This window comes from Aeromonas sp. V90_14 (assembly GCF_029967615.1).
GTDB lineage: Bacteria > Pseudomonadota > Gammaproteobacteria > Enterobacterales > Aeromonadaceae > Aeromonas > Aeromonas hydrophila.
On sequence record NZ_JASCAS010000048.1, the window covers coordinates 74,462 to 86,485 of the forward strand.

At 59.8% G+C, this 12,024-nt stretch carries 14 protein-coding genes; 13 read left to right on the plus strand and 1 reads right to left on the minus strand.

Annotated features, from left to right (window positions below; all coding sequences use genetic code 11):
- Positions 1-62 precede the first annotated feature (62 nt).
- From eno to rpoS, 10 genes are all read left to right on the plus strand, one after another.
- Positions 63-1,364: a phosphopyruvate hydratase gene (eno, locus tag QLG02_RS21020; protein WP_011704769.1), complete on the plus strand. Its 1,302-nt coding sequence runs from the start codon at positions 63-65 to the stop codon at positions 1,362-1,364.
- 178 nt (positions 1,365-1,542) lie between these two features.
- Positions 1,543-1,860, plus strand: coding sequence for a cell division protein FtsB (gene ftsB / locus QLG02_RS21025; RefSeq protein ID WP_011704770.1), 318 nt, complete (start codon positions 1,543-1,545; stop codon positions 1,858-1,860).
- Entirely contained in the window at positions 1,853-2,584 is a 732-nt protein-coding gene (gene ispD, locus QLG02_RS21030) for a 2-C-methyl-D-erythritol 4-phosphate cytidylyltransferase (protein WP_024946177.1), read from the plus strand. The genes ftsB and ispD overlap by 8 nt, the downstream gene beginning before the upstream one ends.
- Entirely contained in the window at positions 2,581-3,057 is a 477-nt protein-coding gene (gene ispF / locus QLG02_RS21035) for a 2-C-methyl-D-erythritol 2,4-cyclodiphosphate synthase (protein ID WP_016349536.1), read from the plus strand. The genes ispD and ispF overlap by 4 nt, the downstream gene beginning before the upstream one ends.
- Positions 3,057-4,115, plus strand: a complete 1,059-nt coding sequence (truD, locus tag QLG02_RS21040) for a tRNA pseudouridine(13) synthase TruD (RefSeq protein ID WP_282466045.1) — start codon at positions 3,057-3,059, stop codon at positions 4,113-4,115. The genes ispF and truD overlap by 1 nt, the downstream gene beginning before the upstream one ends.
- Positions 4,096-4,842: a 5'/3'-nucleotidase SurE gene (gene surE / locus QLG02_RS21045; RefSeq protein WP_029305164.1), complete on the plus strand. Its 747-nt coding sequence runs from the start codon at positions 4,096-4,098 to the stop codon at positions 4,840-4,842. The genes truD and surE overlap by 20 nt, the downstream gene beginning before the upstream one ends.
- A 4-nt stretch (positions 4,843-4,846) precedes the next feature.
- Complete coding sequence (locus QLG02_RS21050; RefSeq protein WP_011704775.1) at positions 4,847-5,464, plus strand: protein-L-isoaspartate(D-aspartate) O-methyltransferase; 618 nt, start codon at positions 4,847-4,849, stop codon at positions 5,462-5,464.
- Complete coding sequence (locus tag QLG02_RS21055) at positions 5,461-6,042, plus strand: YqaA family protein (RefSeq protein ID WP_016349540.1); 582 nt, start codon at positions 5,461-5,463, stop codon at positions 6,040-6,042. The genes QLG02_RS21050 and QLG02_RS21055 overlap by 4 nt, the downstream gene beginning before the upstream one ends.
- 10 nt (positions 6,043-6,052) lie before the next feature.
- Positions 6,053-7,093, plus strand: coding sequence for a peptidoglycan DD-metalloendopeptidase family protein (locus QLG02_RS21060; protein ID WP_026080441.1), 1,041 nt, complete (start codon positions 6,053-6,055; stop codon positions 7,091-7,093).
- Between the two features lie 47 nt (positions 7,094-7,140).
- Entirely contained in the window at positions 7,141-8,124 is a 984-nt protein-coding gene (rpoS, locus tag QLG02_RS21065) for an RNA polymerase sigma factor RpoS (protein WP_011704778.1), read from the plus strand.
- Positions 8,125-8,208: 84 nt separating this feature from the next.
- Here rpoS and tsaD read toward each other — a convergent pair whose 3' ends face one another.
- Complete coding sequence (gene tsaD, locus QLG02_RS21070) at positions 8,209-9,222, minus strand: tRNA (adenosine(37)-N6)-threonylcarbamoyltransferase complex transferase subunit TsaD (protein ID WP_282466046.1); 1,014 nt, start codon at positions 9,220-9,222, stop codon at positions 8,209-8,211.
- 179 nt (positions 9,223-9,401) lie between these two features.
- Here tsaD and rpsU point away from each other — a divergent pair, with 179 nt between their 5' ends.
- From rpsU to dnaG, 3 genes are all read left to right on the plus strand, one after another.
- Positions 9,402-9,617, plus strand: a complete 216-nt coding sequence (gene rpsU, locus QLG02_RS21075; RefSeq protein WP_005309452.1) for a 30S ribosomal protein S21 — start codon at positions 9,402-9,404, stop codon at positions 9,615-9,617.
- Positions 9,618-9,632: 15 nt separating this feature from the next.
- Complete coding sequence (locus QLG02_RS21080) at positions 9,633-10,076, plus strand: GatB/YqeY domain-containing protein (RefSeq protein WP_282466047.1); 444 nt, start codon at positions 9,633-9,635, stop codon at positions 10,074-10,076.
- 88 nt (positions 10,077-10,164) lie between these two features.
- Complete coding sequence (dnaG, locus tag QLG02_RS21085; protein ID WP_282466048.1) at positions 10,165-11,952, plus strand: DNA primase; 1,788 nt, start codon at positions 10,165-10,167, stop codon at positions 11,950-11,952.
- The last annotated feature ends 72 nt before the right edge of the window (positions 11,953-12,024 follow it).

The window sequence follows — 12,024 nt, forward strand, 5'->3', positions numbered from 1 at the left end:
TGCCGCAGCCGCTTTTTTTGGCATATTTTTGTTGTTTTTTTACGAAACCTGAGGAAATACACATGTCCAAGATCGTTAAAGTGATCGGTCGTGAAATCATCGACTCCCGTGGTAACCCGACCGTTGAGGCCGAAGTTCACCTGGAAGGTGGTTTTGTTGGTATGGCAGCCGCTCCGTCTGGCGCGTCCACCGGTTCCCGCGAAGCGCTGGAACTGCGTGACGGCGACAAGAGCCGTTTCCTGGGTAAAGGCGTGCTGAAAGCCCTCGAAGCCGTAAACGGCCCGATCGCTCAAGCTCTGCTGGGTAAAGATGCCAAGGACCAGGCCACTGTCGACCAGATCATGATCGACCTCGACGGTACCGAGAACAAATCCAAGTTCGGCGCCAACGCCATCCTGGCTGTTTCCCTGGCCAACGCCAAAGCTGCCGCTGCTGCCAAAGGCATGCCGCTGTACGCCCACATCGCCGAGCTGAACGGCACCCCGGGTGTCTACTCCATGCCGCTGCCGATGATGAACATCATCAACGGTGGTGAGCACGCCGACAACAACGTCGACATCCAGGAGTTCATGATCCAGCCGGTTGGCGCCAAGACTCTGAAAGAAGCTGTCCGCATGGGCGCTGAAGTGTTCCACAACCTGGCCAAAGTGCTGAAGTCCAAGGGCTACAACACTGCCGTTGGTGACGAAGGTGGTTTTGCTCCGAACCTGAAATCCAACGCCGAAGCGCTGGAAGTGATCGCCGAAGCCGTTGCCGCTGCCGGTTACAAACTGGGCACCGACATCACCCTGGCCATGGACTGCGCTGCTTCCGAGTTCTACGACGCAGAGAAGAAAGAGTACAACCTGAAAGGCGAGGGTCGTGTCTTCACCTCCAACGGTTTCTCCGACTTCCTGGCTGACCTGACCACCAAGTTCCCGATCGTCTCCATCGAAGATGGCCTGGACGAATCTGACTGGGACGGTTTCGCTTACCAGACTGCTGAACTGGGCAAGAAAATCCAGATCGTGGGTGACGACCTGTTCGTAACCAACACCAAGATCCTGAAGCGCGGCATCGACAACGGCATCGCCAACTCCATCCTGATCAAGTTCAACCAGATCGGTTCCCTGACCGAAACTCTGGCTGCCATCAAGATGGCCAAAGACGCTGGCTACACTGCCGTCATCTCCCACCGCTCCGGTGAGACCGAAGACGCTACCATCGCCGACCTGGCCGTTGGTACCGCTGCTGGCCAGATCAAGACCGGTTCCATGAGCCGTTCTGACCGTGTTGCCAAGTACAACCAGCTGATCCGTATCGAAGAGGCGCTGGGTGCCAAGGCTCCGTTCCGTGGTCTGAAAGAAGTGAAGAACCAGGCTTAATTTTCGCCTGCTTCCACGCTTTGCAAAGCCCCGCCAATCGGCGGGGCTTTTTCGTTTCTGCTGCCGCCGCGGCGGGTTTCTGCATTTTTTATTCCGGCCCAACCCATCCGGGGCACAGGCTTTCTTTTGTCTTGCCTGCGAATATGGGAAACTAGGCCGCTTGAAGGAGACTCAGTGCATGCGGCTACTCACTCTTATCCTGCTTCTCCTGTTGGGGGGGCTTCAATATGACCTCTGGCTGGGGAAGAACGGCCTGTCTGACTATCATGAGCTGTCCGATGCCATCACCCGGCAGCAGCAGGACAATCTGGTACTCAAGGATCGCAACAACCTGATTTATCGCGAGATCGACGATCTGACCTCGGGCCTGGAAGCCATCGAGGAGCTGTCGCGCAACGATCTTGGCTACATCAAGCAGGGCGAGACCTTCTATCGGATCATCCCCAAGGACAAAGACAAGGGTTCCAGCTCCGGAGACGCAGCCTACGATGACTGATCTCCGCCCCGGGCTGACCGCCATCGTCCCGGCCGCGGGCATCGGCAGCCGAATGGGGGCCGAGTGCCCCAAACAGTATCTGCAGCTGGCGGGTCGAACCATTCTGGAACATACCCTGACCCGGCTGCTCTCCCACCCAGCCATCGCTCAGGTGATCGTGGCACTGGCTCCCCATGACCGTTGGTTCGACACCCTGGCCGTGGCCGCCGATCCGAGGATCCTGCGAGTGGAAGGGGGCGCCGAGCGGGCCTTTTCCGTGCTCAATGCGTTGCATGTGGCCGCAGGGGAGTGGGTACTGGTGCACGACGCCGCCCGCCCCTGTCTGACCCACGGTGATCTCGATGCCCTGATTGCCACCGCCATGGCCTGTGATGGCGCCATCCTCGGCAGCCGGGTGCGTGACACCATGAAGCGCTCAGACGGGGCGGGCAACATCCTTGCCACCGTCGATCGCGAGCAGCTCTGGCATGCCCTGACCCCCCAGATGTTTCCCACCCGTCCTCTGCTGCGGGCATTGGAAGAGGGGCTGGCGCTGGGGGCTACCATCACCGACGAGGCCTCCGCCATGGAGCGCGCCGGTTTCACGGTGCGGATGGTGGAAGGACGAGCCGACAATATCAAGGTGACCCGGCCGGAGGATCTCTCTCTGGCGGGGCTCTATTTGCAGCAACAGAACGCGCGCCAGCCGGCGCAACCCGATTCACCCACAGAGGAGCTGGCATGATCCGGATTGGACATGGTTTTGATGTACACAAGTTTGGTGGGGTTGGCCCCTGCATGCTGGGCGGGGTGGCGGTGCCGTATGAGCAGGGCCTGCTGGCGCACTCCGATGGTGACGTGGTGCTGCACGCGGTGAGCGATGCGCTGCTCGGCGCTATCGGGGCCGGCGATATCGGCCGTCACTTTCCCGATACCGCGGCCGAGTTCAAGGGGATCGACAGCCGCATCCTGCTGCGGGACGTGTTTGCCCGGGTGCAGCAGTCGGGCTATGCCATCGGCAACCTGGATGTGACCATCATTGCCCAGGCGCCCAAGATGGCACCGCATATCGAGGCCATGTGCGCCGTGCTGGCCGCGGATCTGCAATGTGATTTGAACCGGGTGAACGTCAAGGCGACCACCACCGAACAGCTGGGATTCACGGGACGCAAGGAAGGGATCGCCACCGAAGCCGTCGTCTTACTGGTGAAACAATAATGCTGGAACAACTTGCCTATCTGCACGGGGCGCCGACTGCCCGTGGCATCCTCAAGGCGCAAGCCGCCGATTTCGTGGTCAATGAAGATCTCGGGTTTGAACCCTGCGGCGAGGGGGAGCACATCTTCGTCCGGGTGCGTAAAACCGGAGAGAATACCGCCTGGGTGGCTGGTCTGCTGGCCGATGCGGCCGGGGTCAACCGCAATGCGGTGACCTGGGCCGGGCTGAAAGATCGCCACGCGGTGACCGAACAGTGGTTCGGCGTTCATCTGCCGGGCAAGGCGGAACCTGATCTCTCCGTGATCGAGAGCGACAGCATCCAGATCCTGCAGGTGAAGCGCCACAACAAGAAGCTGCGGGTCGGCTATCTCAAGGGCAACCACTTCATCCTGCGCCTCACCGGGCTGGAGCAGGCCGACGGTCTGGAATCCCGCCTGCAGGCCATCGCGGAGCAGGGGGTGCCCAACTATTACGGCGAGCAGCGTTTTGGCCGTGGCGGCAACAACCTGGAGGCGGCCAAGGCGATGTTCGCCGGCAAGCGGATCAAGGATCGCAACAAGCGCTCCCTCTATCTCTCCGCTGCCCGCAGCATGCTGTTCAATGCCATCGTCAGTGCCCGCATCGAGCAGGGACTGGCCCATCAGCTGCTGGCCGGCGACTGTGTGATGCTCAAGGGCAGCCACTCCATCTTCAGCGAAGAGGGCGTGACCCCTGAGCTGGAGGCGCGTCTGGCCTCCGGCGACGTGCAGCTCACCGCGCCCCAGTGGGGCCGTGGCCGGTTGGCCAGCCAGGGTGCCGCCGCCGAGTTCGAGCAGAGCGTGCTGGCCCCCTATCACGATTGGTGTGACGGCCTGGAAAAAGCCGGGCTGGACCAGGACCGCCGCCCGCTGCTGCTCAAGCCGCAAGCGATGAGCTGGCAGCTGGAAGGGGCCGTGTTGACCCTGTCGTTCTTCCTGCCGGCCGGGGCGTTTGCCACCAGCGTGGTGCGCGAGTTAATGCAGGCCGAAGAGGCCGATCATGGTTTCAGGAATCAGTCCGATGAGAATTCTGGTCAGTAATGATGACGGTGTGCATGCGGAGGGTATAAGAGCCCTCAGCGAGGCGCTGGCTGCCTGTGGCGAGGTCATCGTGGTGGCGCCGGATCGCAATCGCAGCGGGGCGAGTCATTCCCTGACGCTGGAAGTGCCGCTGCGGGTCACCCGCATCGCCGAAACCGGATATCATGCGGTGAAGGGAACGCCGACCGACTGCGTGCACCTGGCGGTCAACGAGCTGGTGCGCCCGGAGCCCGACATGGTGGTGGCCGGCATCAACCACGGCGCCAATCTGGGGGATGACGTCATCTACTCGGGCACGGTGGCGGCGGCAACCGAGGGACGCCACCTCGGCTTCCCCTCGCTGGCCATCTCGCTGGTAGGCAAGACCCATTTCGCCACGGCGGCCCACTACGCCGCCCAGCTGGTGAGGGGCATGATGGTGCACCCGCTGCCCGCCGATCAGATCCTCAACGTCAATGTGCCGGACCTGCCCCTCGACCAGATCAAGGGGATCAGGGTGACGCGCCTTGGCAACCGCCACCGGGCGGAGTCGGTCATATGCAGCGAGGATCCCCGTGGCCAGCCCATCTATTGGATTGGCCCGCCCGGCAGCCAGCAAGATGCGGGCGAAGGCACGGATTTTGCCGCCATCGAGCAGGGCTACGTCTCGATCACCCCCCTGACCATCGATATGACTGCCTACAGCAGTCTGGCGGGGCTGGGGGCTTGGTTGGACCTGCAGGGATGAAGGTGTGATAGTACAGCGCCTGTTAAACCAGCTGATCGCGCAGGACATTCGCGATTTCCGCGTACTCGCGGCGATTGCCAAGGTGCCGCGCCAGCTGTTCGTGGATGAAGCCATGGCCCACAAGGCCTGGGACAATACGGCGTTGCCCATCGGCCACGGTCAGACCATCTCGCAGCCCTACATGGTGGCGCGGATGACCGAACTGCTGATCCAGAACGATCCGGCCCATGTGCTGGAGATCGGCACTGGTTCGGGTTACCAGACGGCGGTGCTGGCTCATCTGGTGGAACACGTCTACACGGTGGAGCGGATCAAGTCGCTGCAGTTCCAGGCCCGGCGCCGGCTGCGTCAGCTCGATCTGCACAATGTCTCCGCCAAGCACGGCAATGGCTGGCTGGGCTGGCCCAACAAGGGCCCCTTCGACGCCATTCTGGTGACGGCTGCCGCCAGCGAGGTACCGACGGCCCTTACCGATCAGCTGGCCGACGGTGGCCGGCTCGTGTTGCCGGTGGGGGACAGCCAGCAGACCCTGCAGCTGATCGAGCGGTCTGGCTCCCAGCTGACCAGCCGGATCCTGGAGCCGGTCCGTTTCGTCCCCCTGATTGACGGAGATGTCGAGTGAAGTTGTTTTCCCGCCTCTATGTGCTGGTGATGCAGTGGGCACGCCACAAGTATGCCCCCTGGTATCTGGCGATCACCGCCTTCATCGAGTCGGTGTTCTGGCCCATTCCGGTGGACGTAATGCTGGCCCCCATGGCGCTGGCCAGACCGCACAAGGCCTGGCACTACGCCGCACTGGCGACCCTGTTCTCCGTGCTGGGCGCGCTGTTCGGCTATCTGCTCGGTTATGCCCTGTGGGAGCCGGTGGTCCAGCCGCTGGTGGTCTCGGTGGGTTATGAAGACAAGATTGCCCTGGCCCGGCAATGGTTCGAGCAGTGGGGCATCTGGGTGATTTTTATTGCCAGTTTCACGCCGATCCCCTACAAGGTGTTTACCGTGACGGCCGGCCTGTTGCAAATGGCACTGCTGCCCTTCATCGTGACCTCGCTGATCGGGCGTGGCATGCGCTTTTTCCTGGTGGCAGGCCTGATGCGCTGGGGTGGCGAGAAGATGGAGCGCAAGCTGATGCACTATGTGGATGTGCTGGGTTGGCTCTGTATTGGTTTGGCCGTTGTGGCCTATTTCTGGTTTAGTCGTTAAAGGATCCACTATGCGTTCGCGTGTTTGGCAAGGAAGCAGTGTCGTCGTGTTGTCATGGCTGCTGCTCGCTTGCTCTTCCAGTAAGACTGCTGCTCCGGTACAAGGATTGGGCAATGATGGTCTCGTCTCTACCATTCCGGCTCGCCAGATGGCGGCCCAGCCCGCCATTCAGGGCAACAGCTACACGGTGAAAAAAGGGGACACCCTCTACTCCATCGCCTTCAATTCGGGCAATGACGTGCCCTCGCTGGCCAGTCTCAACGGCATCAGCCCCCCCTACAACATCTATCCGGGTCAACAGATCCGGCTCGATGCCTCCGGCAGCACCATGGCCGTTGCGCGCAGTGCCGGTACCTATCAGGTTCGTCCTGGGGATACGCTGAGCAGCATTGGCCGCCAGTTTGGCATGTCGAATCAGACTCTGGCACAAAGCAACAATCTGCAGGCACCCTACGCCCTGCAGGTCGGGCAGGTGCTGAATGTGCAGTCCGCCAGCAGCGGCAGTGGCCAGATGGTGGCGGCGACTCGCCCGGTGGTGACCCAGAGTTCCGGCCCCAAACCCCTGGCGCCAGCGACCTCAGGTACGACCACTCCATTTATCAAACAGAAAACGATTGCTCAGCCATCTTCAAAAGAATACGCTCAGGTAAAAGAACAAAAATCAGACAATTCCTACAGCAAGCTATCTTGGCACTGGCCGACCAAGGGCCGGATCGTCGAAGGTTTCTCTGTTGCAGAACAGGGTAACAAGGGCATAGATATCGCCGGTCAGAAGGGGCAACCCATCTATGCGGCGAGCGGCGGCAAGGTCGTCTATGCCGGTAGCGCACTGAGGGGTTATGGCAAGCTGATCATTCTCAAACATGATGATGACTACCTTTCTGCTTACGCCCACAACGACGAGTTGCGAGTGAAGGAAGGGGACAGCGTCAAAGGCGGATCAGTCATTGCCAACATGGGTAGCACGGACGCGCCGGATGTGCGATTGCACTTTGAAATCCGGTACAGAGGCAAGTCGATTAACCCGATGAGCCATTTGCCAAAGCGTTAGACCCAGAGAGTTAAGTCTTACTCTGGTGCCGGTCAGGGAGACACGCCATGAGCCAAGAACAACTGGTTATGCAGGATGCAGAGTTAGAGTTCGACGAAGAGCTGGAGACCCACGAAGAGGAAGAGGTTCAGGAAGTCGCGGCCGAGGCCGAAGAGACGATTTCCGATGAACTGATGGCACCTGAACTGAACAAGGTGATGGACGCCACCCAGCTCTATCTCGGGGAGATTGGCTTCTCCCCGCTGCTCACCGCCGAAGAAGAAGTCTATTACGCCCGTCGTGCCTTGCGAGGTGACAAAGCCGCCCGCAAGCGCATGATCGAGTCCAATTTGCGACTGGTGGTCAAGATCGCCCGTCGCTACAACAACCGTGGCCTGGTGCTGCTCGATCTCATCGAAGAGGGCAACCTCGGCCTCATCCGCGCAGTCGAGAAATTCGATCCCGAGCGTGGCTTCCGTTTCTCTACCTATGCCACCTGGTGGATCCGCCAGACCATAGAGCGGGCCATCATGAATCAGACCCGTACCATCCGTCTGCCCATTCATGTGGTCAAGGAACTGAACGTCTATCTGCGCACCGCCCGCGAACTCTCCCATCGGCTCGATCATGAACCGACGGCGGAAGATATCGCTTTCGCGCTGGATCGCTCGGTAGACGATGTGAATCGCATGCTCAAGCTCAACGAGAAGATCACCTCGGTCGATACCCCTATCGGTGGCGATCGCGACAAGGCGCTGCTGGATGTGCTCTCCGACGAGCGCGGCATGGGGCCTGAGCTGGAGTCCCAGGATGACGACATGCGCGCCAGCATAGTGCACTGGCTGGAGGAGCTGAACCCCAAACAGCGCGAGGTGCTGGCCCGTCGCTTCGGTCTGCTTGGCTATGAGCCGGCGACTCTGGAAGACGTGGGGGCTGAGATTGGGCTGACCCGCGAGCGGGTTCGCCAGATCCAGGTAGAAGGGCTGCGCCGCTTGCGGGAGATCCTGCTGGGGCAGGGGCTCTCCATCGAAGCGCTGTTCCGTACCAACTAAGGGTTGCTAGTGAGTGGAGATGCTTACCAAGCCAAACAAAAAGGGGCCAAAGGCCCCTTTTTCCTGTCTGCAGGATCCGCTGGATCAAACCGGATCCAGGGTATCCAGCGGCCAGCGCGGCACGGCTTTGACTGCCAGTGGCTCGAACACCCCGGCTTTCAGGCGCTGCATGCCGGCATAGGCGATCATGGCGCCATTGTCGGTGCAATATTCGGTGCGCGGGTAGAACACTTCCCCATTGAGGCTCTCCATCAGCTCGGCCAGCTGGGCGCGCAGGTGGCGGTTGGCGCTGACGCCGCCGGCCACCACCAGACGATTGAGGCCGGTCTCTTTCAAGGCACGGCGACACTTGATGGCTAGGGTGTCGACTACCGCGTCTTCAAATGCTCGGGCGATATCGGCGCGGGTCTGTTCATCATCACCGTTGGCTGCGATGGTGTTGGCGGCAAAGGTCTTGAGGCCGGAGAAGCTCATGTCGAGCCCGGGACGGTCGGTCATGGGACGCGGGAAGGTGAAGCGCCCAGTGGTGCCCTTCTCCGCCAGCCGGGAGAGCAGCGGGCCACCTGGGTAATCCAATCCCATCAGCTTGGCCGTCTTGTCGAAGGCTTCGCCAGCAGCATCGTCGATGGATTCACCCAGCAGCTGATAGCTACCGATGCCATCGACCCGTACCAACATGGAGTGACCGCCGGAGACCAGCAGCGCCACGAAGGGAAACTCGGGGGCTCGCTCTTCCAGCATGGGTGCCAGCAGGTGGCCTTCCATGTGGTGTACGGCAATGGCCGGCTTGTTCCAGGCCATCGCCAGCGAGCGGCCTATGGTGGCCCCCACCAGAATGGCGCCAACCAGGCCCGGACCTGCGGTGTAGGCGATGCCGTCGATGTCGTCCTTGCCCAGTCCCGCCTCTCGCAACGCGGCCTGGATCAAGGGGATCGTCTTGCGGACGTGATCCCGGCTGGCCAGCTCGGGAACGACGCCGCCGTAGTCCGCATGCAGCTTGACCTGGCTATATAACTGGTGGGAAAGGATCCCTTTTTGATCGTCGAAGATCGCGATCCCGGTTTCGTCACAGGATGTCTCTATGCCCAATACACGCATTGCTAAAAAATTTCACTGCTAAAATGAGACGGCTATGGTAACCTTCGCGGGTTTTTTAAACCAGAGCGATCTCTGCGGGTTTACTTTCATTCCCTGTCCAGAGTATAATTTCGCACCATTTTAAGACATGCTGATCGATTGAAGGTCAGCTAACAATTTATCACTGAGGTGAAAGGCACATGCCAGTAATCAAAGTCCGTGAAAATGAGCCGTTTGACGTTGCTCTGCGTCGCTTCAAGCGTTCTTGCGAAAAAGCCGGTATCCTGTCCGAAGTTCGTAGCCGTGAGTTCTACGAGAAGCCGACTACCATTCGCAAGCGTGCCAAAGCGTCTGCCGTTAAGCGTCACGCCAAGAAGCTGTCCCGCGAAAACGCACGTCGTATCCGCCTGTACTAATCAAGGGTTCATGCCGTGTCGCTGAAGGATCAACTCAAGGATCAACAAAAACTCGCCATGCTTGCCAAAAACAAGGCTCGCTTGGGAGCGATCCGTTTGTTGATGGCTGAAATCAAGCAACGTGAAGTTGATACCCGTGTCGAGCTCAATGATCAGGATATCCTCGCTGTGGTGACCAAAATGGTCAAACAGCGTCGTGATTCCATCAGTCAATTCGAAGCTGCCGGTCGCCAGGATCTTGCCGACAAAGAGTCCGCAGAGATCGTTGTGTTGCAGGAGTTCCTGCCGCAACAGCTGACCGCAGCCGAAATTGCCGCACTGATTGAGCAAGCCATCGCTGAAAGTGGTGCTGCCGTCATGGCTGACATGGGCAAAGTCATGGCTGTCTTGAAGCCGAAAATTCAGGGGCGTGCCGATGTCGGCGCCGTCAGTGCTCAGGTGAAAACCCGCTTGGCGTAACAGGCAACTCTCTTGTTTGGTCAAAGAAGCCGTGCTTCCCTGGGAATGCGCGGCTTTTTTATTTTCTATGCAATGAAACAGGACGGTTATGGCAGGCAGGATCCCACAATCCTTCATCGATGATCTGCTCGTACGCACCGATATAGTCGAGTTGATCGACTCGCGGGTGCGGCTGAAGAAAGCCGGTAAGAACTACCAGGCTTGCTGCCCTTTTCATAACGAAAAAAGCCCCTCTTTTACTGTCAGTCAGGAGAAGCAGTTCTATCACTGCTTCGGCTGTGGCGCTCACGGCAATGCCATCGGCTTTGTCATGGAGTATGACGGGCTCGAATTTCCCGATGCCATTGAGGAACTTGCCAGCCTGCATGGCATGCAGGTCCCCCGTGAGCAGACAGCAGGTGGGGCCAGCAGCAGCCAACCTGCGGTCAGCAAGGATCTGTTCGAGCTGATGAACCAGATTGCCCGTTTCTACGAGAGCAATCTCAAGAACGCGCCGCAGGCGGTGGAATACCTGAAGGGGCGCGGTCTGACCGGTGAAGTGGTCAAGCGCTTCAACATCGGGTATGCCCCTGCCGATTGGGATCAGGTGCGTCGGCGCTTTGGCGCCAGCCGGGAGCACGAGCAGTTGCTCATCTCGGGCGGCATGCTGATCACTCGTGACAGCGGGCCCGGCAGCTATGATCGCTTTCGCGATCGCATCATGTTCCCGATCCGTGACAAGCGTGGCCGGGTCATCGGTTTCGGTGGCCGGGTGCTGGGGGAGGGGACGCCCAAATATCTGAACTCTCCGGAAACACCCATCTTCCACAAGGGGCGAGAGTTGTTCGGCCTTTACGAGGTCAAGCAGGCACACAAGGATCCGCGCCGGATCCTGGTGGTGGAAGGCTATATGGATGTGGTGGCGCTCGGCCAGTACGACATCGATTATGCGGTGGCTGCGCTGGGCACCGCGACCACCAGCGACCATATCCATACCCTGTTTCGCACCACGGCCGAGGTCGTCTGCTGCTACGACGGCGACAATGCCGGTCGGGAAGCGGCCTGGCGGGCGCTGGACAACGCGCTTTCCCATCTGCAGGACGGCCGTGAACTCAAGTTCGTATTTTTGCCGGATGGTGAGGATCCTGACTCGCTGGTGCGCCAGATCGGCAAGGAGGGATTTGAAGCTCTGCTCGACAAGGCCCAGCCGTTCGCTGATTTCATGTTTGAGCGCCTCGGACGCGATGCGGCTCTTTCCGGCGAGGCAGGCAAGTTTGAAGTGGCCAACAAGGCCGCCGAGCTGATCCGGCGAGTCCCGGAAGGTTTCACGCGCGAGGGGTTGATCACTCGCCTCTCCAGCATGATGCGTTGGGGGGAGAACAAGCAGCGGATCGCCGAACTGTTTGCCCGCAACAGTCAGCCGAAGGCCGAGGTCAACAAGCCCAAGGCGGCCAAGTTGACGCCGCTGCGCCGGGCATTGGCACTGATGGTGCAGTATCCGGCGATCACGGCCGAGCTGCCACCCATGCCTGAACTGGCCGGACTGCGCCTGCAGGGCATCAAATTCCTGCTGCAGTTGCATCAACAGATCCTGACTCAGCCCGGGGTCACGACGGGCATCCTGCTGGAGCACTGGCGTGGCACCAAAGAGGGAGAGATCCTGGCGCAACTGGCAATGCACGATCTGTTTGAAGAGGTAAAACTCGACCAGGAGCCGGATATTCTGGGAGAATTGCAGGATACTTTCGTCGGTTTCATCAACCTGTTCCTGAAGCAGCGCATCGAGGAATTGCAGGCCAAGGTGGCGCAGGAAGGGCTAAGCTCTGAGGAAACTCAAGAGCTGATGATGCTGATCAGAGAGGTGCAAATTGAGAAAAGAAATGAGAGTGGGGCTTGATATTTGAGTGATTAACCCCAATATGAATACCGTTGCCCGAATCGACGGGATTAAAAGCAAACATTTTATAAC

Bases quoted from the DNA above. Each gene is read 5' to 3' on its own strand.
- ispF (WP_016349536.1), top strand. From the start codon at position 2,581: ATGATCCGGATTGGACATGGTTTTGATGTACACAAGTTTGGTGGGGTT.
- ftsB (WP_011704770.1), top strand. From the start codon at position 1,543: ATGCGGCTACTCACTCTTATCCTGCTTCTCCTGTTGGGGGGGCTTCAA.
- rpoS (WP_011704778.1), top strand. From the start codon at position 7,141: ATGAGCCAAGAACAACTGGTTATGCAGGATGCAGAGTTAGAGTTCGAC.
- truD (WP_282466045.1), top strand. From the start codon at position 3,057: ATGCTGGAACAACTTGCCTATCTGCACGGGGCGCCGACTGCCCGTGGC.
- QLG02_RS21060 (WP_026080441.1), top strand. From the start codon at position 6,053: ATGCGTTCGCGTGTTTGGCAAGGAAGCAGTGTCGTCGTGTTGTCATGG.
- ispD (WP_024946177.1), top strand. From the start codon at position 1,853: ATGACTGATCTCCGCCCCGGGCTGACCGCCATCGTCCCGGCCGCGGGC.
- rpsU (WP_005309452.1), top strand. From the start codon at position 9,402: ATGCCAGTAATCAAAGTCCGTGAAAATGAGCCGTTTGACGTTGCTCTG.
- eno (WP_011704769.1), top strand. From the start codon at position 63: ATGTCCAAGATCGTTAAAGTGATCGGTCGTGAAATCATCGACTCCCGT.
- dnaG (WP_282466048.1), top strand. From the start codon at position 10,165: ATGGCAGGCAGGATCCCACAATCCTTCATCGATGATCTGCTCGTACGC.
- surE (WP_029305164.1), top strand. From the start codon at position 4,096: ATGAGAATTCTGGTCAGTAATGATGACGGTGTGCATGCGGAGGGTATA.
- tsaD (WP_282466046.1), bottom strand. From the start codon at position 9,222: ATGCGTGTATTGGGCATAGAGACATCCTGTGACGAAACCGGGATCGCG.